Below are 23,428 nucleotides of genomic sequence, written 5' to 3'. Positions count from 1 at the left end.
GCTCACTTTTTCAAAGAACTTTTCACGATGGACTTACAACTTAACTCTATTAATTTTTATTGTCAAGTTGCATTGATGCTTACATGTAATAACGTGTCTATAACGTAAAAATAACAAACTAATTTCAAAAAAACACAGACTTAAAGTTATATGTTTTTTTATTACTTGTCAATTTTTTTTGAAAGAAATTTTTTCATAACACTCTAAAAAATCAAACGGAACTTTACCTTGAAAGTAATGTAAAATGTAAAGAAATTTTAATATATCATAAGAAAGGGGGAATCATATAATATGGAGACGAAAGAGAAAACAAACTCAAAAGCAAGAACAAATCCGCTATCTGATTTAATTAGTGATGAAATCTACGAGCTGCTAAATACACGAGGGTTAATTAATGAAAAGTCTGTAAGAGACCATCAAATTAGAAAAAAGTTTCAGGACCTACGCACAAAAAACATAAGCGCTACTGAAGCAATTGACATGATTAGAGAAGAATATCCATACCTGCAGTTTGATACAATCAGAAAGATAGTATATAACATACAGAAATAATTCTTCTTGACAAACGGGATTTCATAAATTATTTTAATAAGTGCTTTCGTAGAATATTTACTATGAAAGCTTATTTAGCCCAGTGTCTCCCCCCAACACTGGGCTTTTTACTTAAAAAAATCTGGGTAAGATTATGGCAAAAGTAAAACAAAGACAAAAAGAAATAAGAAATAAGAAAAAAAAGCTCTCACCTTTTAATGACTATTGGACAAAAGCAAATTACTTAATCTTGTCTATTGGTTTTTTGCTTTTATTACTAGGATATTTTTTGATGGCTCAAGGTCCATGGGATAGCTTTCTTTCTGTATCAGTTTCCCCAATTATTCTTTTAATCGCTTACATCGTAATAATACCAATTGCTATATTGTATAGGAAGAAAAATAAGGAAAACAAACAATCAAATGTTCCTAGCCAAAATTAAAGGTAATATTGTATCTACTCCAAAAAACAAATACTTACTCGGGCATAAATTGTTGATTGTTCATCCAATTGATTTTAATGGAAATTTTATTGGCAAAAAAGATATAATTGCACTTGACTTAATAGATGCTGGTATTGGCGATACTGTGTTAGTGTGTCAAGAAGGTGATGCTATTCAACAAATTTTAGGGCATTCTAATGCACCCGTGAACACAATGGTAATTGCTGTAGTAGATGATGTTGAACTAACAAATTTCTAACTAACTTATTATTCACCTTGGAATTAGACAATATTGCTAGACTTAAATTATTACTTAGCGTTGAGGGAATTGGACCTCATAAAGTACTAAATCTAATTTCAAAATTTTCTTCTATAGAATCAATTTGGCATTGTACATATAACCAGTTAGTTAGTGTGGATGGCATATATAAAGCACTAGCTGACAAAATTATTGCTGCATTAAAGAACTTGGAATCATTCAAAGAACAAACCAAAAGGGAATTAGATAAGCTATTTAAAATAAAAGGTTCTATTTTAACTTATTGGGACGAAGATTATCCTGCATTTCTTCGTAAAATTTATTTCCCTCCTGTAATTTTATATATGCTGGGAAAGTTTGATAAAGCCGATATAGATTCACTGGCAATTGTAGGTACAAGACAACCAACTCCTTATGGTAAAAAAATAGCAGAAACTTTAACCGCTGATTTAGTAAATAACGGTTTAACAATTATAAGTGGATTAGCAAGAGGAATAGATTCTATTGCCCATAGTACCGCCTTAAAAAATAACGGCAGAACAATTGCCGTTATTGGCTCTGGACTTGATGTTATATATCCACCTGAAAATAAAAACCTTTTTTGGAAAATTGTAGAAAATGGGGCAGTTATAAGTGAATATGCGTTAGGAACTAAACCTGACGCTCAAAATTTTCCTAGAAGAAATAGAATTATATCAGGTTTATCATTAGGTACATTAATTATCGAGACTAAATTAAACGGCGGGGCAATGCAAACCGCAGAATATGCACTTGATCAAAACAGAGAGGTTTTTGCCGTACCAGGCAATTTAGACAACATAAAAAGTGAAGGTCCAAATACATTGATAAAAAAAGGAGAAGCTAAATTAGTGCAATGCGCAGAGGATATTTTAATTGAACTTCCTGTTAAAGTTAAACGCTTAGATAAAAAACAAGAGCTTAAAAAAAATATAGATTTAACTCTATTTGAGGAGAAAATTCTAAGAGTTCTAAATTCAACTCCTAAATACATTGATAATATTGCTACTGAATGCTCTATGAGTACTTCTGATTGTCTAGTAAATCTATTGTCACTTGAGTTTAAAGGTTTAGTACAACAATTGCCTGGTAAAATGTTTATTAGTGTTTAGTATTTTTTAAGGTTACCCCATAATAGTCTCAATCTTTCTCTAATGTTTTTTTCATGTCCAATATTGGTAGGCAAATAATATTGTTTATCACTAAGCTCCTTTGGCAAATAATTTTCTTTTACGAAATGTTCATCATAATCGTGTGGGTATTTATAATTATCTCCATATTTTAATTCTTGCATTAACTTTGTTGGTGCATTTCTTAAGTGCAATGGAACAGGATAAAGAGGATGATTTCTTACATCATTTAATGCTTCCTCAATAGCAATATAAGAGGCATTACTTTTAGGTGAGGCAGCTAAATAGGTTGCACATTGTGATAAAATTATTCTTGATTCGGGCATTCCAATTTTTTCCACAGCACTAAAAGTGGCTTCTGCAAGAACAAGCGCATTTGGAGAGGCATTACCAATATCTTCTGAAGCAAGTATTAGCATTCTTCTTGCTATAAATAACGGATCTTCACCACCTTCAAGCATTCTTGCAAGCCAATAAACAGATGCATCTGGATCTGAACCTCGTATACTCTTTATAAATGCTGAAATTATATTATAATGCTCTTCCCCACTTTTGTCATAACTTATATTTTTTCTTTGTAAAACTTCCTCAATAATTTCTTTGGTTACTTTTATATTTCCTTTATCTAACTGAGTATATATTGCTGCTTCAAATACATTCAGCAATATTCTTGCATCCCCACCTGAAACAAAAAAGAGAAAGTCGCGGTCAACCTCAGTTATTGATAAGTCCCTCAAAAATTCATCTTTTTCCAATGCATAATTGAGTATATCATTTAAATTATTCTTACTTAGTGTTTCAAGTACATAAACCATTACTCTGGAACGTAATGCTGGTATAATTTCGAAAGAGGGGTTTTCAGTTGTAGCGCCTATTAAAATTATTTCTCCTTTTTCTATTGACGAAAGAAGGGCATCTTGTTGAGCTTTATTAAAACGATGTATTTCATCGATAAATAAAATAGTTCGTTTATTATACTCTCTGTTAATTCTCGCATTTTCAATTATAGTCCTTACCTCTTTTACGCCGGATGAGACAGCATTTATTTGGTAAAACTCAGATTTTGTATGTTCAGAAATAATTTTAGCAATAGTTGTTTTACCGCTGCCGGGCGGACCCCAAAGTATCATCGAAGACAACTTATCATTTTCAATCATCAAACGAAGCGGTTTATCTTTGCCTAATAATTTCTCCTGTCCACAAAATTCCTCTAACCTACGTGGTCGGCATCTTTCAGCCAAAGGCTTCGAGGGTATTTTAATTTGATTTGTCATTTTTAAACTAATTTTCTTCTACTTTCAACACTTTTTCATTTTTTTTCTTCATACGATATTTTTCTCTAGCCACTTTTTCAATCATAAACTTGTTGTTTTTTAGCGAGTCAATTTGCTTTGAGACTACCGCCAGCGAATCATCGTATTTTTTAATTTGAGTTTCTAAATTATTTACTTCTGCTTTAGTTTTAACATATTTTAGAATGCCGTTATCATTAAACATTAGGAAGATGATAGCAACGAAAAGTAAAAGTAAAATAATAAGTCTTATTAAGATCTTTTTACTCATTAATTTTTTCACTTGAGAGCATCTTTAACAATTCTATCTACTAATTCATCAAAAGTGATTCCTACCGCTTTTGCCATTTTTGGTACGAGACTAGTATTAGTCATTCCGGGTAATGTGTTAACTTCTAAGCAATATGGTTGATTGTCTTTTGTTAACCTAAAATCAATGCGCGCATAGGATTGACAGCCCAGTGAGTTAAAAGCACGCAATGCTTGTTGCTGAAGATGTTCAGAAACTTTTAACGGAATTTCTGCTGGTACTATGTAATCGCTCATTCCAGCAGTGTATTTATGTTCATAATCGTAAAACCCTCCTTTAGGTTTAATTTCTAACACAGGCAGTACTTGTTGATTAAGAACACCTACTGTCAACTCTCTGCCTTCAATATACTCCTCTATTAAAACCTTTTCAGAAAAAGACCTAGCTTTCTCTACTGCTTTTTCTACCTCAATATCTCCTCTACATATTGATAACCCAACTGTAGAACCTTCATCATTCGGTTTAACAACGCAAGGATAACCAAAAAACTTTTTTATTTTCTCTTTAATTAATTGAAAATCGTTATCGTTCTCTCTTACCAAAAACCATTTTGGCGTACTAACATCATAATGACTAAACATTATTTTTGACAAACACTTATCCATAGCTAAAGCGCTCGGCAAAACTTTAGAACCTGTATACTTAACATTTCGTAGTTCAAGAAGGGATTGAATTTTCCCGTCTTCTCCCCATTTACCATGAAGAGCTATGAATGCTACGTCAATATTGTCAAAAATTGGAGAATTAATGGCCTCCAAATAATTTCTAACAGATTTTTCAGTATAATCTTGATGGTTAAAAAAATTAACAATTTCTTTAGGCTGATTTTTTCCGTAGGCTGGGTCTATTACAGTTACATTATATCCGAGTCGGTTTAGAGCATAGTAAACAGACTCGCCGGTCGATATAGAAACATCCCTTTCGCTAGAAATACCACCTAAAAGTAATGCCACATTAATTTTACTGTTGTTATTCATAATGCAACCAGATTTATTCCTTAATAGTCCATTCTATTTCTATTGTCTATTTTAATTCCGTATACTTTTTCAGCTATTGAATAAAGTTCCTTTAATTTTTGGAGAGGAATCGTTTTTTCTCTGCCTAATAACCGTGCAATAAAAATAGTTTTTGCCGTATGTTCCAATTTTTCCATTCTAAAATAAGCACCTTTAATGTTCTTACCAATTGTTACAGCGCCGTGATTCTCGAGAAGGAATGCCCAGCTAAAGTCAATATAAGGTAGCATAGAATTTGGCAGTTCATCAGTAGATGGAGTACCATACTTACATAAAGGCACCTTACCAAGTGATAGGACAGATTCTGGTAAGACAGGTTTATTAAAGCCTTCACCCAATGTTGCGAAAGCAGTTGCAAAAGGAGGATGACAATGAATTACTGAGTGAATGTCGTTCCTTAGTTTGTATACCAACAAATGAATTTTCACTTCAGTAGAAACTTTTCCATTACCAGCCAGCAAGTTTCCATCGTAATCAATTTCCAGCAAATCATCTTCTTTGATTTCACCTTTACATTTACCTGATGGTGTTATTAATATTCTTCGCCCATCAATGCGCGCAGAAAGATTGCCATCGTAAGCGGAGACATACTCTTTCTCATAAACTTTATGACAGTAAACAGTTAGTTCACTTCTTAAGGACATTGCTTATAAACTTCTTCTATAATTTTTAAGTTTATCAATCCATTTTCAAGTGATAAAAGTTGTGGTAGTGTTTTCTTTGTCATTATCTTCTGAGTTTCTTTAATAACATATTTTAGTTTATTTGTGCGTTTCATAAAAACTTTTTTTCCTTCCCCAAAAATATCAATTATTAATTTGGTGGGTTTATTCTTACCGAAAATAAAATTCTCTATGCTTATCGAACCTTTGTAGCCTATTATTTCTATTTTGTTCAAAGTATTTTTAGCATTATAAGAAACATTAAAATAGCCATAGCCGCTTTTTTCAAATTTAACTATGGCTGAGGCAAAATCTTCCACTTCACTTTTGTATATTATATTATCCTTATAACCTTTAACATCAGAAATTTCACCTCCAAAGAAACGCAGCACATCTATCATCTGCGAACCTAAGTCTATTAGTGCACCGCCACCGCTTAGTTTTTTATTAAATCTAAAATTTTCACTTGGGGCTAAATCAATGTTGTAATTTGCAGAGATTGAGATTATTTTACCAATAATTTGGTTAGTGACCAGCTCCTTTGCTTTATTAACTATTGGATGAAATCGATGAATATAATTAGGTACGATTATAATTTTGTTCTCTTTACATACATTAATTATTTCTTGAACTTGCTGAGAATTCACAGCTATTGGTACTTCACACAAAATTTGTTTTTTGGCTTCGGCTGCTTTTATAACCTGCCAATAATGGTCGGCATTAGCACTTGAAATATAAAGAATATCAAAGTCACATTTTAGAAACTCATCAAAGTTATCATAAGAATAAGGTGCACCAAACTTATTGCTAATAAACATTGCTCGTTCTTTAGTGTGACTGTAAACCGCCATTAATCTATTTTTCTTAAAGATTTGGAGCGCAGGCAAGAAGCTATTTTCAGCAAAGTTACCGCAGCCGGCAACACCCCATTTAAGTTTTTGAAATTTTGATGCTATTCTAATTTTAGGTTCTAATAAAGGCATTGTTTAATTAAAACCCTAGTTTTTTCATAAGCATTTTTATTGGCTGCGAATTCTGCATAATATAGAAATGTATTGCTGGGACTTTTTTATTAAGTAGTTCTTCAACTTGCTTAAAAGTCCATTCCACACCAATTTCAATTACATGTTCTGGCTTAGCTTTTTCGATTTCCAATGCAAGTTCATTTGGTATATCAATGTAAAAATTTTTCGGTATTGTATTTAGTTGAATTTTGGAGGTTAATAACTTTAAACCCGGAATAATTGGAACATTAATTCCTTCTCTTCTGCAAAGCTCAACATAGTCAAAGTAAACTTTATTATCGTAGAACATTTGAGTTACAATATACGAGGCTCCAGCGTCGACTTTTGATTTTGTAAATTTAATATCTGTTAACAAGTTAGGTGCCTCGAAATGTTTTTCAGGATAGCCACTCGTACCTATACAAAAATCCATTGGATATGCATCTAAAAGGTTATCTTCCAAATAGTGTCCATTATTTATATCAGAAATTTGCTTTATTAAGTCAACTGCATAGTTATTTACACTTCTTCCAAATTTTACCGGCTTATTAAAACCACTATCATCTCCTCTAATGGCAAGTACATTTTCTATACCTAAATAATGAAGTTCAATTAAGAAATCTTCTGTTTCTTCTCTTGTAAAACCTCTACATAAAACATGGGGCACCGCATCAATATTATACTTATTTTGTATAAGTGCACAAATACCCAATGTGCCGGGTCTTTTTCTTTTTATTCTCATTGAGAAATCGCCGTCGGATTTTTCCTCGTAAACAACTTCTGCGGCGTGGCTTGTTATATCAATAAATGGAGGTTTATATTTTACGATATCGTCTAAAACATTTAGCAATTGTTTTATATCACCGCCACGTTTTGGCGGTATAATTTCAAAACTAATTAATGTATCGTTAGCTTTCTCTAAGTGCTCAGTAACTTTCATTGTTATATTATTATATGATTTTTTTAACTGGTTAAATTAATAAATTTTCCAAAGTATTTTTTCTCTAAATTATTTTTTAACTCATGGCAGTAATATAAGCTTATGTTTACTTCTGTACGTGAACTTTTTTTCATTTATAGGCAGTTTAATATACTCTCCATTTAACCATTTTTTAGTCATATCCTTATAATTATCAGAGAAAAAATTACCAGATTGACCCGTGGTAAGTATTAAATAAATGTAATCAGGCTGTGAAAAATCATAGATGTATCGCATAGAAGGACCGAGTATATTTTCGTAGGGCTTGCTTCTTGTTGGTTTCGGAACTTTATTGTAAAGATCAGCAAAAGAATACTCTGTATTGAATATAGTAGTACCGTCCCCACCAATTGAATAGGTGCCAATATCAACTAAATTATCAAGTAAAGGAGAAGCAGAATGGAATAGGTGCTTAAATGTCACTTTGTGAACCTTGCCCCACTGCCATTGTGCTAATTCATTGCCGTATTCTTTTTGGAGGTCATCTACAGCTGAATATAAACTTTTTCTAATAATATCCTCTCTATTTTCTATTTTAGGTGTATCTAAGTCATCAAACCAATAGGAGTTTGGATTTTCTAATAGTTCTTCCAGAATTCTGTATGGAATATTAGCTATAAATACATATTCTTCCATCAAATCTTTGCCCATTTTTTTTTCAAATAAATTTTTAATCAAAAACTCTAAGAACTTAGTATAAATAGTTGGTGTTTGACTTCGGCTGTTGAAATTATAATCCCAATTTTTTAACAATTCGACCGCAGTTTTTACATTCTCATCAGTTATTTTCTCGTTCTGAAAAGCGTCAATTATATATTGACTTATCTTCTTAGCATAAGGAGAAACAAAATCCATTTGATATTTCTCAAAATCATTAACTGAATGTAGTTTTTTACTATTTAGCAATGAAACAATTCTTTCTATTCGAGAAGAGGGTTCCCAGATATTTGAAATATGATAAGGAAAATTTTTTACAGTTTTATTGTTAGCTGAAGCAATAAAATTTTGGGATGGATTAAAAAGCTTTGGCATTTGCTCATAAGGCACAAAACCTTCCCAGTCATATTTATCTGTTGTTCCATCGAAAACAAGAGTAGTTGTATTAGTCTTTCGTATGGGTAATCTTGCCGCACAGATATAACCAATGTTTCCTTTGTTATCAGCATAAACAAAATTTTGTCCTGGAACTGTAAAATATTTAAGTGCATTTTTAAATTCATTCCAGTTAGTTGCTTTGTTAACGCTTATCATAGCATATATCTCATCGCTAAAATCCAACGCTGTCCATTTCATACTTAAAGCTTGCACAACTTTCGCATTGCTATATAATTTGTTAAAAGGATGAATATCGGATATTATTGGTCCACGATGTGTGCTTCTTACTTTTATTATAACATCGGAAGAATCTTTAACATGGATTGTATCATCCCTTACCGTAAGTGGCAGCCAATTACCATTAAAAAAATAACGACTATTTGTTGAATCCAATTTTTCAGCGTAGAAATCTGCATCATCGGTCATTACATTGGTAAGTGCCCAGGCAATGTTTTGATTCGTACCAATTACTATAGCCGGTAAGCCTGGAATAGTAAATCCTTCTACGTTTAGTTTATCACTTTTTAAGATTGCAAAATACCAACGACCTGGAGCAGTATAAGCCAAATGAGGGTCGTTAGCAATGATAGGTTTTCCTGAAAGTGAGATTTGCGAATTAACTACCCAATTATTTGAACCAATATGAGTACCCACCATTCCAATTAACTCTCTGAATTGCCTGTCAACTTTTATGATTCCATCATCAATGTTAGAAAAATATTTTGTTTCTTGAGGAATAATTGTAGGTGCGTTCTCGGGGAACGAGGGTATAAGTTCTTTTGCTTTCTCCTCGCCTAATTTTTTTACCAGGTTTGCAAATGCTATATCTGTCCACCAACTTATGTTTAACTCCCAAGCCATCAATTTCGCTATTACTAAACTATGTAATGGTGTCCATTGGTAAGGATCATAGTCTAAAATATCAAACTCAAGTTGATATTTACCTTTAGCATTTTTGATGAAAGCGTTTACGCCCTTTGAATATGCAATTAAATATTTTTTAGAAATATCATTTAGCTTCTCATAATCTTTCTTGACATTTTTATAAATGCCGATTGTTTTAAACATTTTATCAATTGGAAGTACTTTGGAGCCTAGTATTTCACTTAATCTGCCCTCACCTGCTCTTCGTGCAATATCCATTTGAAACAATCTCTCTTGGGCATGTAAATAGCCAAGAGCAAAAATTGCATCTTCTTCAGTTTTTGCTTTTACATAAGGTATAGCATAAGAATCTCTATAAATCACAACTGAATCATACAAACCGGCTACTTTAACTTCACCATCGTACTTAGGAAATGTTTTTTGTATCATTAAATAAGAAAAAGCTACAATTGCAATGAGAATAATTAACAAGGAAGCTAAAACACCTATTGTTATTTTTTTCCACGTTTTCATAATAAATTATTTTTTATTAGTAAATTTAATCAATTAATTGGGATAGCCTGAAAATAAATTTATAATAAACAAAAGATTTTTTTAGTTTTATACAACAAATTATTTGGGAGAAACATTTCGTGGAGTTAATTATAACTGCAGCATCAATAGTTATCATAGTAATCATTTCACTCATTATCTTCAAACTAACAAAAAATACAAGTATAGATACAACAACAATTGTAAAAGAAGAATTGCAGCGTATTGAAAGATCGATAAGAGATGAAATCAGTAGAACGCGGGAGGAAAACTTTAAATACTTTAAAGGGCAACGAGAAGAACTAAGCAATTCATTAAAAATATTTTCCGATAAAATCGATGATTTACTTAACAGATTAATTCAGACCAATGAACAAAAATTTGATAAACTGCATGACCGAGTCGAAAAACAACTAAAGGAAATACAAGATAATAACTCAAAAAAACTCGAAGAGATGAGACAAACTGTTGATGAAAAACTTCATTCAACTTTAGAAAAAAGATTAGGAGATTCGTTTAAGCTAGTTAGCGAACGTTTAGAGATAGTTCATAAAGGTTTAGGTGAAATGCAAAATTTAGCCACTGGAGTTGGAGATCTTAAACGTGTACTAACCAATGTAAAAACACGAGGCACATGGGGCGAAGTTCAACTCGGCAGTTTAATTGAACAAGTTTTAACACCCGACCAATACGCTAAAAATGTTTCTACCAAAAAAGGCAGCAATGCGGTTGTAGAGTTTGCTATCAAAATGCCGGGTAAAAATGAAGATAAAGAAGAAAATGTATGGATTCCAATCGATGCAAAATTTCCGTTGGAAGATTATCAACGCTTAACAGAAGCTCAAGATACAGCCAACCCTGAACTTGTAGAAGCTGCAGCTAAATCGCTTGAACAACGAATTAAATTAGAAGCAAAAAGAATCTCAGAAAAATATATTGACCCTCCTCACACTACAGATTTTGCAATAATGTTTCTACCTGTTGAGGGCTTGTACGCTGAAATCCTGCGTCGACCAGGCTTATTTGATTCAATACAACGAGAATATCGTGTTACAATGACTGGGCCAACAAATTTTTTGGCAGTATTAAATAGCTTGCAGCTTGGTTTTAGAACCCTTGCAATAGAAAAACGCTCTAGTGAAGTGCGAAAATTATTAGCAGCCGTTAAAACTGAATTTGGTAAATTCGGTGATGTGCTGGAAAAAACACAGGAAAAACTTAGACAAGCCAGTGAATCCATTGATTCAGCAAAAGTACGCACTAGAGCAATTGAAAGAAAATTAAAAGATGTCCAGGAATTACCTTCTTCGGATGCAGCTAAATTAATTGATTAAAAATCTTTTTTCGTCTTGAAAGTAAATTATTTTACTTTGCTCTTGATACAATTTTTTGCTGGAAAAATCTGGTTCTATTACCATTTAACTTCATTGTGTGAACAGAATTTTAATCTATGATATCGCTTAATGAAGTCAATGTAATTTTATCATTCTAAAAACATTTTGACAGCTTATCAAATAAAATAATTATTTTACCGACTATTTAATATTATTTACCGATTTTTTATTAGAACACATAATTAATTAAACTATTTTTTAACTGTAAATTCCAACGAGGAAATAATGAGAAGTTCAGACAGAAATATTAGGATAGTTTTAGGTTCGCTTTTGATTTTGTTAGGTTTATTATCGCTGATGAACAATTTAGGATTTTTAACTTTTGATATAACTGACATATTCCTTACCTGGCAATTTTTCTTCATAGCTTTTGGCATTGTATTACTGCTATCAACACACAATAAAATAGTTGGATGGGTTTTTGTGTTCATTGGCTTTTTCAATTTATACCCAGATTTATGGCCGCTTATTTTTGTAGCAATAGGTATATACATAATCCTTAAGAGAAAAAAAGGAACTGCTGATTATATTAGTTACCAGAAGAATTCATCCGGAAAAGAAATTTCATCTGATTACATAGATGATTTTTCTTTATTTGGCGGCGGCGTGAAAATTCACAATATTAAAAATTTCAAGGGCGGATACATTACCTCTATTTTTGGCGGTTCCGAGATAAATTTGCTGAACTGTGAATTAGCAGAAGGCGAAAGCATTCTTGAAGTTAACGCCATTTTTGGAGGCTCTACAATTATAGTCCCTAAAAACTGGGATGTATATATAAATGTTACTTCAATTTTTGGAGGATTTGGAGATAAACGGATTAGGGACCCAAACATTGAGTTTTTGCAAGGCAGAAAACTTATTATTAAAGGAGCAGTAATTTTTGGCGGCGGTGAAATCAAAAATTATAAATAAAAGGTGTAATAATGCCAAATATAAATAGAAGAATTTTGATAGGAGCAATCTTTATAATATTCGGAATAATTTTCCTTTTAGATAATATTTTTCTATTTCCCTTTAACCTACACCATATCTTTTTCTCATTCCCTACTTTTATGATTATTATCGGTATTGTTTTACTTCTAAAATGTAAAAACTGCTTAGCAGGTTACATCATTTTGGGAATTGGAATAATAACTTTGCTGCAACGAACAATGCCATTTACATTTCATGTTCATTACTCTTATCTATGGCCGCTAATTATAATTATAATTGGATTAATGATTTTATTAAGGAGAAGAGATTATTCTGATAATTTTAAAAATATAAAATCCGAAGATGCATCTAATATCAATTTAGACTACGATTACAAGTACGACTTGCTTGATGAAACTTCTATTTTCTATGTAAGCAAAAAAATAATTACCTCACAAAATTTTAAAGGCGGTAGAATTACATCTTTTTTCGGGGGAAGTAAAATTGACTTTTCTAAAGCTAAATTAGCAGAGGGGAACAATATTTTAGATTTGGCAGTAATTTTTGGAAGCGTTCAATTTAATGTACCGGCAAACTGGAAAGTTGTAATAAATGTTACAACAATTTTCGGCGGTTTTGATGACAAGCGCTACATACAAGTTCCACAAGCAGAATTAACAGAAGGAACATTAGTAATTACAGGCTTTATCTTATTCGGCGGCGGTAAACTTGAAAATTCATTAGTTAATTAAATATGGTTTTCAGTTAATGACAAACCCCTTTATTAGTAATAAAAAAATTTTATCATCGTACATTTTAATTTGGTCTTTTATCATTGTAGTTCAATTTGCTGTTCTCTCTTTAATTGCTGATGCAGGATTATTGAATGCATTAATCGATAGTTTAGTATTCAATATTATATTCTTTCTACTTGGAATTAGTCTTTGGTATACAGCAAGCTTCAATTCTCTGGAAAATTATTCTATCTTAAAAATAACCTCGAATCATCTTGTAGCGGCAGTAATTACATCGTGTATTTGGGTTTTGCTTGGTTATTTCCTTTTACAAAATTTATTAATAGGCAATTCCTCTTATCTTTCATTTGTGTATTCTACTTTAATTTGGAGATTTCTAATTGGCGTACTTTTCTATATAATTATCGTATCAGTCGACTACATTATAATTTACTATTACAATTTCCAAGAAAAACGTTTAAAAGAAGCTGAATTAAAATCCTTGGTTAAGGAAGCCGAATTAAAATCACTGAAGTATCAAATCAATCCACATTTTATTTTTAATAGCCTTAATTCAATTAGTTCACTTACTATTAGTAATCCTAAAAAGGCACAAGAAATGACAATTAAGCTTTCATCGTTTTTACGTAATACTCTTTCCAAAAATGAACATCAAAAAAGTAAATTAACTGACGAAATAAGTAACGCTAAACTTTATTTAGATATAGAGAAAGTTCGCTTTGAAGAAAAATTTGAATTTATAGAAAAAATAAGTGAATCCTGCCTAAAATTAGAAGTGCCAAGCATGATACTCCAGCCTTTGTTAGAAAATGCAATTAAGCACGGTGTGTATGAATGCTTAGATAAAGTAACTATTGTTCTATCATGTAAAGAAGAAAAAGGATACATGAAAATTACTGTTGAAAATAACTTTGACCCTGAAGCCGTGCCTAAAAAAGGCGAAGGAATTGGTATAAAAAATATCAGAAACCGATTGAAGCTGATTTATAATCAAGATAATTTAATAAGTACAGAAAAAGTAGGTAACATTTTTAAAGCTAATATTTATATCCCATTAAATTAACTTAGCAATGGAAACTAAACTTAAAGCAATAATAATTGATGATGAGAAGTTAGGAAGAGAAATAATTAAGAATTTTTTAGTCGACAGAGAAGATATTGAATTAATTGGCGAATGTTCCAATGGCTTTGAAGGTATAAGAGCGATTAATGAAAGAAATCCTGACTTGATTTTTTTGGATATACAAATGCCAAAGCTAAATGGATTTGAAATGCTGGAGTTAATTGAAAATCCGCCAATAATTATTTTCACCACTGCATTTGATCAATATGCAATTAAAGCATTTGAAATAAATGCTACGGACTATTTACTCAAACCGTTTTCCAAAGAGAGATTTGACGAAGCAATTTTAAAAGCAAAAAAACAATTAATAAATAAGGAAGAATACAACTCTTCTATTAGAAGTTTAATAAGTAAATTAGATAAGCGACAAGAGTATTTAGAAAGAATAGTAGTAAAAACAAATAATAAAATTTTGCTGATACCAATTGATGAAATAAATTACTTAGAAGCACAAGATGATTATGTAATGATTCACACTACAAATGGAAAGTTTTTGAAGCAAAAGACTATGAAATATTTCGAAGAAAACCTTAATCCAAAAGAATTTTTAAGAATTCATCGTTCCTTTATAGTTAGGTTAAAGAATATCAAACAAATTGAACTATATGAAAAAGATTCTCATATAGTAATACTTAACGATTCAACAAAATTACCTGTCAGCAAATCCGGGTATCAAAAATTAAAAGAGATTCTTTAATTGAAGTTTTACAGCTCTATAACTATATTTTGCAATGTAAAACTTAAAAGAGTCGTTTATGAATTACGATACTGACCTTCAGTCAATTCAAGAGGCACGAAACTTGGCTGCAAAAGCTAAAGAAGCTCAATTAGAGTTCAAGCATTACAATCAAGAGCAAGTAGATAAAATTATAAAAGCTATGGCTGATGCTGGATACAGAGAAGCTGAAAGATTAGCAAAAATGGCACACGAAGAAACTGGTTTCGGCAAATGGCAGGATAAAGTTATAAAAAATCAATTCAGCTCTAAAGATGTTTATGAATCAATAAAAGATTTAAAGACTGTCGGCATAATAGATGTTCAAAAGAATGGAAAAATTGTAAAAATTGCTGAGCCGATGGGTGTAGTGGCAGCCTTAATACCATCAACAAATCCAACTTCTACAGCTATATTCAAATCATTAATTTCTCTTAAGTGTCGTAATGCAATAGTAGTAAGTCCGCACCCAAAAGCAGCAAATTGCACTGCAGAAACAATAAGAATTTTATCGGATGCTGCTGAAAAAGCTGGCGCTCCAAAGGGTCTAATGCAATGTATGTCAACACCTACATTAGAAGGAACAGATGCATTAATGAAAGACAAAAACGTTTCAGTAATACTTGCGACTGGCAGTACACCAATGGTGAAAGCAGCTTACAGTGCTGGTAAACCGGCGTTAGGTGTTGGCTCTGGAAATGTACCCGCTTTTATAGAAAGGACAGCAAATTATCAAAAAGCAGTTAAAGATATAATTTACGGCACCACTTTCGATAATGGCACTTTATGTTCTTCAGAACAAGCAATGATAGTTGATAAACCTATTGTTGAAAAGGTAATTGAAGAATCAAAAAGAAATGGCTGCTATTTTGTTAATCATGATGAAAAAATAAAACTAGAAAATGCAGTAGTGAAAGCTAACAGAATTAATCCGGATATTGTTGGAAAATCAGCGGCATGGATAGCAAATTATGCAGGCTTTAGCGTTCCCGAAAATACAACTGTGTTAATTGCTGAATGTAAAAATGTAGGCAGGAACGAACCATTATCAATTGAAAAACTTTCACCCATTCTTGCATTTTATATTGTTGATGGCTGGTTAGAAGGCTGCCATAAATGTATAGAACTTTTAGAGTTTGGCGGTATAGGGCATACACTTGCTATTCATTCAAATGATAAAGATATTATTATGAAATTTGCTTTAGAAAAGCCTGCTTTTAGAATTGTTGTAAATACACCAGCTTCAGTAGGTGCTGTTGGGTACAGTACAGCACTTACACCTTCGATGACTTTAGGTCCAGGAACCTGGGGCGGCTCAATAATTTCTGAAAACGTAAGCGCTGTTCATTTAATGAATATAAAAACACTTGCTTTTGAAACTAAATCTCTTAATCCCGGTAACTGCATTAATTCATATGAACTTGGCGGAGAATTTATAAGACCTTCTTATCAATCAAGTAATTTTGATAATATTACTGAAAAAATTGAAGCAAGATTAAGAGCTCGCGCAGGAAATCCAAGCTTAGACCCATTAAAAAATATTATTCAAAATCCTACAGTTGTAAAAAAAGGGAAAGTTTACGGGACTGGAATAACTGAGGAAGAAATTTCAAAAATTATAAGAGAGTTTAATAAGAAATAGCATTAAGTTTATTTTATTTAGTTGTATCTGTCCAAACGGAATTTTTCACCAAGATAAAGTTTTCTAACATCCGGATCTTCTGCAAGTTCGTAGGCATTACCCTCCTTAAATATTTTCCCTTCAATCAATATGTAAGCTCTGTTAACAATGCTAAGTGTTTCGTGAACATTATGGTCGGTAATTAAAATTCCAATGCCTTTATTTTTCAGATTAGCTACAATATTCATAATATCTTCAACTGCAATTGGGTCGATGCCAGCAAAAGGTTCATCGAGTAAAATAAACTTTGGATCAGTAGCTAAAGCTCTTGCAATTTCTGTTCTTCTTCTTTCTCCTCCGCTTAATTGATAACCCATATTTTTTCTTACATTAGCAATTCCGAGTTCATTCAATAAACTTTCTAATTTAGATTGACGCTCTTCTTTAGTAAGCTGCATCATTTGTAAAACTGCCATAATATTATCTTCAACGCTTAATTTTCTAAAAACAGATGCTTCTTGTGGAAGATAGCCTATTCCCATTTTCGCTCTTTTATACATTGGTTCAGAAGTAATTTCAGTATTATTTAAAAAGACTTTCCCTTCATTGGGTTTAATCATTCCCACAATCATATAAAAAGTAGTTGTTTTACCAGCACCATTTGGTCCCAATAATCCTACTACTTCACCTTGTTCTAATGCAATAGAAACATTGTTAACAACCGCTCTTCGTTTATAGATTTTTTTTAGGTGTTCACTTCGCAGCAATAAATTTTCATTCATAACTATTCTTCTTGAATAAATAAAATGGAATTTTTCTGCTTTTTAATAAATCTATTTTTTTAGGTTTATTATTATAAACAATAAATGTTGGTAATGTAAAATCTTTCTCCTTATCCTTTATCATTTTTTCTGGATGGTACTCACTTGAGGGACTACTGTACAATTTCACATCCGTAACCCCAGTGCTATCAAAAAAAACTTTTATTCTTTCAGCACTCGATTTTAATAGTCCATTCGGCTCTTTATCTTCAAACAAATAATAAATGCTGAGTACATTGCCAACAACATCTGTTAAATAAAGATTATTATTTTTAAAGTACATTTTTATATTCTTGCCAGAAATTTGATTGTATCTATCTTGATAATCTTTATTTAATGAAAGCAGAAAAGCATTATTGTTAATATTCATCCACTCGAGTTCGTTATCTTTCAGATAAATATTAATTGAATCGCCTGAAAGTTGAGTTTCTTCGTACCAAAGTATAGGCTGATTTATATCTTGTTCAGTTCTATATGTAAAAATGAAATTTTCCTTTCTATTGTAAAATGTATAGTTATTTACCGAGGCAAACTCTCCTCTTATTATTTTAACAGAATCTTTAGCGGTCATTATATCTGAGGCAGAATCTTTAACAGCTTCCATTTCTTTTGACGAAATAAAAAGTGTATCGAGTTTACCAGATTTCGAAGTATCGACCTGAACTAATAAGGGTTCTCCGCGCAAGATGGAATGATTTACCTTGCTAGAATCTATCAATTCATCTGCAATTAAAAGCAACTTTTGTTTTTCATCAAACAGTGCAACGTTATTAAATGCCAGAGTAACTCCATTTTTCCTTGTATGAATTAGGCTATCAGCAATCAAACTTGAATTTTGTTGAGTAACTATCACATTCCCTGTTGCAATTGCTTTGTCTTCTTCGTTAAAATAAATTAGTTTTTTTGCCTTTAATGTTGATATAGAATCTTGTAATAAAACATTGCCCAAAAACTTCGATTTTTTCTCTTCTGAAAAATAATACCCGCTATCGGCGGTCAATTTAATATGACCATCATTTAGTGAAATTCTCGTTAATGAGTAAGCAGTTTTTGAGTTGCCGTCATAAAAACCTCTTTCTGTTTCTACAATAATTGAATCTTGCTTTAAAACAACATTACCAATTAATTCGGCTTTATTTTTTGCCAAATATTGAATTGCATTATCGCAAATAATATGTACATCACCCTGAGTTATATTTACATTGCCTATTACCTCACGGATATTTTCACCATTAACAATTCTGCCTCTTAAGCTATCACCAATAACATGAATAAAATTTTCCTGCTCTTGAGCAAAAGTTATTATTGAAAAAAAAAGAATTATAATTATAGTTTGAGCAACTTTCACTTGTTTTCCTTAACCGTAACATTTGAAATGTATGTTATATTTTTTATGACGTAGTCATTTAACTTTTGGTCTGAAACAAAGCCATACCCTTTAATAATTTCCTTTGGAGAACTAATAGTAACAAATTTATCTGTAAGAATTTTTTGATCCTTATTTCTCCACATTAACTCGCTTGTTTTTAGCACAACACCACTATCGTTAACGGCAACTACACTATCAATAGCAAACATGTTTTTTGTTATGTCGTCAACTTTGCCGCGTAAAGAAGTAAGGGTAGTAGTTTTTTTCCCATTAGAGTTATAAAAATCAATTTTAACGCCCTCTAACAGGGTAATTTTTTGGTCTTCATAAATTTGCAAATGGTTCGAATAAAGAATCGCTTTGAGCACTCCGTTATCTGTAAATAGTACTTTTGAGTTCCAACTTTCTTGTGATGGTATCTTTTGGGTAAAGGGTGCTACTTCAAATTCCGGTTTAATTTGTTTTTCACCGCAAGAGTAAGTAATTAGCACAAAAAGAAAGATAATTTTTTTCATCTTGCTTGCAATCCAAGTTTAACAAGGTCGTGCAGGTGAACAATTCCGATAGGTATGTTATTGTTATCTGTTACAATTAAAGATGTAATGTTAAAATTTTCCATTTGTTGAATAGCAAAAGAAGCTAAATAATCTTTATTAATAGTTTTAGGATTTTTAGTCATAATATCTGCGGCACATAAATTATGTATTTGGAGAGTTTTTTCTAGTGCTCTTCTTAAGTCTCCATCCGTGATAATACCACATAGTTTATGTTCTTTATTGACAACACAAGTCATGCCGAGTCTTTTTGACGTCATTTCAAGTATAGTATCTTTAACTGTAGTTGTCTCATTCACAATTGGAACATCTTTTCCTTTTATCATTATTTCAGAAATGCGAAGCGATAATCTTTTGCCTAAGCTTCCTCCTGGATGAAGCAAGGCAAAATCTTCAGCAGAAAAATTTCTTTTTTCCAGCAAAGCTATTGCAAGAGCATCTCCCATTACCAAAGCTGCGGTGGTTGAAGCTGTGGGCGCCAGATCATATGGACAAGCTTCTTCTTTAACTGCTACATTTAGCACTATATCGCACTCTTTTGCAAGCAATGAATTTTCTTCACCCAGCATTCCAATAATTGTAACACTAATTCTTTTAAAAAGTGGTATCAACTCAAGCAGCTCAGAAGTAGTGCCGCTTTTGGAAATTAAAATTACAATATCATCCTTTCTAACCATGCCCAAGTCGCCATGAAGAGCATCAGTGGGATGCATAAAAATAGCTGCTGTGCCTGTTGAGTTCATTGTAGCAACAATTTTTCTAGCTATCAGGCCAGATTTTCCCATGCCAGTAAAAACTACTCTGCCAGTAGATTTATAAATTACTTCTACCGCTTTATAAAAACTACTGTTTATTCTAGTGGCGAGTTGTGAAACTGCTGCTGATTCAACATTAATTACTTTTTTACCTATTTCAATTATCTCTTTTTCTGTCAACTTTTTTTTATTCATAATTGATTTACAAATATTTATTTCAAAAAGATGTTATAATCAATATCAATTCTCTTCAAATATTTGTTATACAGCAGAAAGCCTTGCCCTATTTCACTATCGCTAAATAAATCGAGATTTGTAAAAAAGCTATTTGGATTTAATGCTAATTGAGGATCTTTTATTCCTTTTAAAATTCTTATCTCGTTAAATAAATTTGTAACTGGTACAAAATAGTTTACTTTACTAGAAAATTCATATATCCATATTCTTTTATGTGCGGGTGCTATGGCTAAAATCAACTTGTTTTTTATTAAGTGAACTTCTCTTACATAAGAATTATCGAACGGAGCTTTTTGACCTGGATTCCAGTCAGAATACGACCAGTATTTCTTGGGTCTCATGCCTATTGGAAAATCGTCACCTTTGTTAAGCCTAAAATCAATTTCAATTTGCTCATATTGTTCTTCGTGAATCACTACATAAACCTCGCATGAATCAAAGAAAACATAAGATACAGCAAAAACGGCTGAGGTAGGAACATCGAGGTCAACCTTAGAATTAGCTGGGCCGAGTACAAAATTTTTACCTCCAAAACGTCCATTACCAATTACAAATAACGACTCAATTTTATCCCGGTAAAGTTTATAGCCAAGTTTATTTTTAGGCAAAGCTGTAAAAAGCCATTCTTTTTCATAGTCAAACAATTTACGAGGAAACTCATTCATAAGATTATGTTTTTTCAGTTGCAAAACTAAATAGAAAAACTCTTCTTATAACTTAAGATAGAGTTTAGGAGTTTTTCTGTGCTTGAATTATCTATAATTATATTTACGTTTCTTTTTACTGTTCTACTTGCTGTTTTAGGTGCAGCACTAATACCACATTTTACCAATAAAGGTATGTCAAATACTTCATCACCAATATAAAACACATTATCAAAATTAACATGTACACTATTTAATAGTTTTTGTACTGTTGTTAATTTATCCAGTGCAGAATCAAGTATTATTAAGTTTTCAATCGAATTAAGTTTTTTTATAATTTTATTTTTGCCGGCAGTAATTATGCACACCTTGCAATTTAACTGCTTAAGGTCCCTTACAAAATTTTGCAACTGAGAAATCACATCATCTTCAGGTTCATTTTTTTGCAATAGAACACCTTCAAGATCAAGAATGATTAATTTTATTTTTGAGAAATCGAGTTGGGTTTTATTTAGCATTCTTAATTAATTTATCAATGTTAATGATAACAACCAGCAAATCAAATAACTTATTAAGAGGAAGTTGAGAAGCAGCATCACTCAAAGCATTTGAAGGATTGGGGTGTACTTCTAAAAACAGTCCATCAATACCAACTGCTGTTGCAGCGCGAGCTAAAACTGGAATAAATTCAGGTTGTCCACCTGTTTTTTCCCCTTTGCTTGGCATTTGTACTGAATGAGTTGCGTCCATAATAACTGGGAAACCAAAACTTTTCATAATTTCAAGCGACCTCATATCAACAACCAGGTCATGATAACCAAAGGTTGTTCCTCTTTCAGTTAACAAAATATTTTTATTGCCTGTAGATTCTATTTTAGTTATCACATGAATCATATCATCTGGAGCTAAAAACTGTCCTTTTTTTACATTAATTACTTTCCCAGTCTTACCAGCAGCAATTAATAAGTCGGTTTGTCTTGATAAAAATGCCGGAATTTGAATTACATCTGCAAACTCAGCAGCTAATTCGGCTTCTTTTTCTGTATGAACATCTGTAAGTAAGGGTAGGTCAAATTCATTTTTAACTTTTTTTAGGATTCTGACAGCTTCTGAATATTCTAAGCCAGTAAAAGAATTAATGCTTGTTCTATTAGCTTTTTTATAACTCGATTTAAAAATGAATGGAATTTTTAACTCAGATGTTATTTTTTTTATTTCATTTGCGGTATTCATTGTGATAGTTTCATTTTCAACTACGCATGGTCCTGCTATCAACACAATAGGATTGCCATTACCAATTTTTATATTTTTTATTGTTATCATTTCAGGAAAATAAACTATTCTGCTCGTCAAATTTTGTACGTTGCTTATTAAATCTCTTGTAACTAAGTTCTGTTGCTTCTCTTCCTCGAGGCGTTCGCTGTATGAACCCTTGCTGAATTAAAAAGGGTTCATAAACTTCTTCTATCGTTCCAGGATCTTCATTTACTGCTACAGAAAGGGTATTTAATCCTACTGGTCCACCATTAAACTTTTCGATTATAGTAAGAATAATTTCTTTATCCATTTCATCGAGACCGAACTCATCAACTTCAAGTGCTGAAAGAGCTTTTTTAGCAGTTTGAACATCGATAACGCTCTTATTTTCATAATCAGCAAAATCACGCGTTCTTCTTAGAAGTCGATTTGCAATACGTGGGGTTCCTCTGGAGCGTTTAGCTATTTCATCAGCTGCATCTTCATCAATTTTTATACTAAGAATTTTTGAGGAGCGTCTTATTATTTTCCCTATCAATTCGCTATCATAGTAATCAAGTCGTGATTTAATTCCAAATCTATCGCGCAAAGGGGCAGTCAGCAGCCCCGCCCTGGTTGTAGCACCTATCAAGGTATATTTGGGTAGTTTAATTTGTACGGTACGGGCATTAGGACCAGAATCAATCATTATGTCAAGCTTAAAATCCTCCATAGCCGAATAAAGATATTCTTCGACAACTGGACTAAGTCGATGTATTTCGTCGATAAACAACACAGATTTTTCTTCAAGATTAGTTAAAATGCCTGCCAAGTCGCCTGGCTTTTCTAATACCGGTCCAGAAGTTATTTTAATTTTAGCACCTAATTCATTTGCAATTATATGAGCAAGAGTAGTTTTACCCAAGCCTGGGGGACCTGTTAATAAAACATGGTCCAAACTTTCATTTCTTTTTAGAGCAGCGCCAATAAAAACTTTAAAATTATCAGTAATTTTTGTTTGTCCAACAAATTCATCAAAGGTTTGAGGGCGAAGCGTTTGCTCAAACTGTTGCTCTTCTTCTTTTAAATCGGGATTTGTAGTAATTGATTTTCTCATGATTTCAAATAATTTTAT

25 protein-coding genes are annotated in these 23,428 nt (G+C 32.0%); 10 read left to right on the top strand and 15 right to left on the bottom strand.

Translation table 11 applies throughout. The features are described from left to right. Nucleotides 1-291: 291 nt before the first annotated feature. The 4 genes from ABRY23_06765 to dprA all read left to right on the top strand — a co-directional run bounded on the left by ABRY23_06765 (nt 292) and on the right by dprA (nt 2,362). Entirely contained in the window at nt 292-552 is a 261-nt protein-coding gene (locus ABRY23_06765; protein MFA3782755.1) for a hypothetical protein, read from the top strand. Between the two features lie 133 nt (nt 553-685). Then, nucleotides 686-973, top strand: coding sequence for a hypothetical protein (locus ABRY23_06760; GenBank protein MFA3782754.1), 288 nt, complete (start codon nt 686-688; stop codon nt 971-973). After that, nucleotides 954-1,232: a EutN/CcmL family microcompartment protein gene (locus ABRY23_06755; GenBank protein ID MFA3782753.1), complete on the top strand. Its 279-nt coding sequence runs from the start codon at nt 954-956 to the stop codon at nt 1,230-1,232. Before ABRY23_06760 ends, ABRY23_06755 begins: the two co-directional genes overlap by 20 nt. A 17-nt stretch (nt 1,233-1,249) precedes the next feature. Beyond that, a complete protein-coding gene (dprA, locus tag ABRY23_06750; protein MFA3782752.1) occupies nt 1,250-2,362 on the top strand; it encodes a DNA-processing protein DprA in 1,113 nt (370 codons plus the stop codon). Here dprA and ABRY23_06745 read toward each other — a convergent pair. From ABRY23_06745 to ABRY23_06715, 7 genes are all read right to left on the bottom strand, one after another. After that, complete coding sequence (locus ABRY23_06745) at nt 2,359-3,654, bottom strand: replication-associated recombination protein A (protein ID MFA3782751.1); 1,296 nt, start codon at nt 3,652-3,654, stop codon at nt 2,359-2,361. The two genes, dprA and ABRY23_06745, sit on opposite strands and share 4 nt — an antisense overlap. 7 nt (nt 3,655-3,661) lie before the next feature. Continuing rightward, a complete protein-coding gene (locus ABRY23_06740) occupies nt 3,662-3,943 on the bottom strand; it encodes a septum formation initiator family protein (protein ID MFA3782750.1) in 282 nt (93 codons plus the stop codon). Between the two features lie 8 nt (nt 3,944-3,951). Then, the gene (locus tag ABRY23_06735) at nt 3,952-4,959 is read right to left on the bottom strand and encodes a D-alanine--D-alanine ligase (GenBank protein ID MFA3782749.1); all 1,008 of its coding nucleotides are present in this window, start codon (nt 4,957-4,959) and stop codon (nt 3,952-3,954) included. 20 nt (nt 4,960-4,979) lie between these two features. Next, nucleotides 4,980-5,642: a class II aldolase/adducin family protein gene (locus ABRY23_06730; protein MFA3782748.1), complete on the bottom strand. Its 663-nt coding sequence runs from the start codon at nt 5,640-5,642 to the stop codon at nt 4,980-4,982. Continuing rightward, on the bottom strand, nt 5,633-6,643 hold the full coding sequence (locus ABRY23_06725) for a Gfo/Idh/MocA family protein (GenBank protein MFA3782747.1): 1,011 nt from the start codon (nt 6,641-6,643) through the stop codon (nt 5,633-5,635). The genes ABRY23_06730 and ABRY23_06725 overlap by 10 nt, the downstream gene beginning before the upstream one ends. 7 nt (nt 6,644-6,650) lie before the next feature. Further along, a complete protein-coding gene (locus ABRY23_06720; GenBank protein MFA3782746.1) occupies nt 6,651-7,604 on the bottom strand; it encodes a methylenetetrahydrofolate reductase in 954 nt (317 codons plus the stop codon). Between the two features lie 81 nt (nt 7,605-7,685). Next, nucleotides 7,686-10,136 carry a penicillin acylase family protein gene (locus tag ABRY23_06715; protein MFA3782745.1) on the bottom strand — a complete coding sequence of 817 codons (2,451 nt, stop codon included), beginning with the start codon at nt 10,134-10,136 and terminating at the stop codon, nt 7,686-7,688. Nucleotides 10,137-10,255: 119 nt separating this feature from the next. On the opposite strand from ABRY23_06715, the gene ABRY23_06710 reads away from it, so the two are divergent. From ABRY23_06710 to ABRY23_06685, 6 genes are all read left to right on the top strand, one after another. Then, entirely contained in the window at nt 10,256-11,488 is a 1,233-nt protein-coding gene (locus ABRY23_06710) for a DNA recombination protein RmuC (GenBank protein ID MFA3782744.1), read from the top strand. Nucleotides 11,489-11,773: 285 nt separating this feature from the next. Beyond that, on the top strand, nt 11,774-12,463 hold the full coding sequence (locus tag ABRY23_06705) for a hypothetical protein (protein MFA3782743.1): 690 nt from the start codon (nt 11,774-11,776) through the stop codon (nt 12,461-12,463). A gap of 11 nt (nt 12,464-12,474) precedes the next feature. Beyond that, nucleotides 12,475-13,215: a LiaI-LiaF-like domain-containing protein gene (locus ABRY23_06700; protein MFA3782742.1), complete on the top strand. Its 741-nt coding sequence runs from the start codon at nt 12,475-12,477 to the stop codon at nt 13,213-13,215. A 16-nt stretch (nt 13,216-13,231) separates the two neighbouring features. Beyond that, nucleotides 13,232-14,281: a sensor histidine kinase gene (locus tag ABRY23_06695; protein ID MFA3782741.1), complete on the top strand. Its 1,050-nt coding sequence runs from the start codon at nt 13,232-13,234 to the stop codon at nt 14,279-14,281. A gap of 7 nt (nt 14,282-14,288) precedes the next feature. Beyond that, nucleotides 14,289-15,038, top strand: coding sequence for a LytR/AlgR family response regulator transcription factor (locus ABRY23_06690; protein MFA3782740.1), 750 nt, complete (start codon nt 14,289-14,291; stop codon nt 15,036-15,038). Nucleotides 15,039-15,096: 58 nt separating this feature from the next. Beyond that, nucleotides 15,097-16,698: an acetaldehyde dehydrogenase (acetylating) gene (locus tag ABRY23_06685; protein MFA3782739.1), complete on the top strand. Its 1,602-nt coding sequence runs from the start codon at nt 15,097-15,099 to the stop codon at nt 16,696-16,698. A 17-nt stretch (nt 16,699-16,715) separates the two neighbouring features. On the opposite strand, the gene lptB is transcribed toward ABRY23_06685, so the two are convergent. From lptB to ruvB, 8 genes are read right to left on the bottom strand one after another with little or no spacing between them, the layout of a single operon-like run. Then, nucleotides 16,716-17,459 carry an LPS export ABC transporter ATP-binding protein gene (gene lptB / locus ABRY23_06680; protein ID MFA3782738.1) on the bottom strand — a complete coding sequence of 248 codons (744 nt, stop codon included), beginning with the start codon at nt 17,457-17,459 and terminating at the stop codon, nt 16,716-16,718. Further along, nucleotides 17,452-18,846: an OstA-like protein gene (locus ABRY23_06675; protein MFA3782737.1), complete on the bottom strand. Its 1,395-nt coding sequence runs from the start codon at nt 18,844-18,846 to the stop codon at nt 17,452-17,454. The genes lptB and ABRY23_06675 overlap by 8 nt, the downstream gene beginning before the upstream one ends. After that, entirely contained in the window at nt 18,843-19,382 is a 540-nt protein-coding gene (lptC, locus tag ABRY23_06670) for an LPS export ABC transporter periplasmic protein LptC (GenBank protein MFA3782736.1), read from the bottom strand. Before lptC ends, ABRY23_06675 begins: the two co-directional genes overlap by 4 nt. Further along, on the bottom strand, nt 19,379-20,371 hold the full coding sequence (locus tag ABRY23_06665; GenBank protein MFA3782735.1) for an SIS domain-containing protein: 993 nt from the start codon (nt 20,369-20,371) through the stop codon (nt 19,379-19,381). Before ABRY23_06665 ends, lptC begins: the two co-directional genes overlap by 4 nt. A 17-nt stretch (nt 20,372-20,388) precedes the next feature. Continuing rightward, nucleotides 20,389-21,078, bottom strand: a complete 690-nt coding sequence (locus tag ABRY23_06660; protein MFA3782734.1) for a hypothetical protein — start codon at nt 21,076-21,078, stop codon at nt 20,389-20,391. Between the two features lie 26 nt (nt 21,079-21,104). Then, complete coding sequence (locus ABRY23_06655; GenBank protein ID MFA3782733.1) at nt 21,105-21,575, bottom strand: HAD hydrolase family protein; 471 nt, start codon at nt 21,573-21,575, stop codon at nt 21,105-21,107. Beyond that, a complete protein-coding gene (gene kdsA / locus ABRY23_06650; protein MFA3782732.1) occupies nt 21,565-22,380 on the bottom strand; it encodes a 3-deoxy-8-phosphooctulonate synthase in 816 nt (271 codons plus the stop codon). The genes ABRY23_06655 and kdsA overlap by 11 nt, the downstream gene beginning before the upstream one ends. A gap of 1 nt (nt 22,381) precedes the next feature. Continuing rightward, nucleotides 22,382-23,410 carry a Holliday junction branch migration DNA helicase RuvB gene (gene ruvB / locus ABRY23_06645; protein MFA3782731.1) on the bottom strand — a complete coding sequence of 343 codons (1,029 nt, stop codon included), beginning with the start codon at nt 23,408-23,410 and terminating at the stop codon, nt 22,382-22,384. Nucleotides 23,411-23,428: the final 18 nt, after the last annotated feature.

Source organism: Melioribacteraceae bacterium 4301-Me, assembly GCA_041538185.1.
GTDB lineage: Bacteria > Bacteroidota > Ignavibacteria > Ignavibacteriales > Melioribacteraceae > Pyranulibacter > Pyranulibacter aquaticus.
The sequence above is the reverse complement of the archived record's forward strand: the minus strand, read 5'-3'. Positions and strand labels throughout refer to the sequence as shown.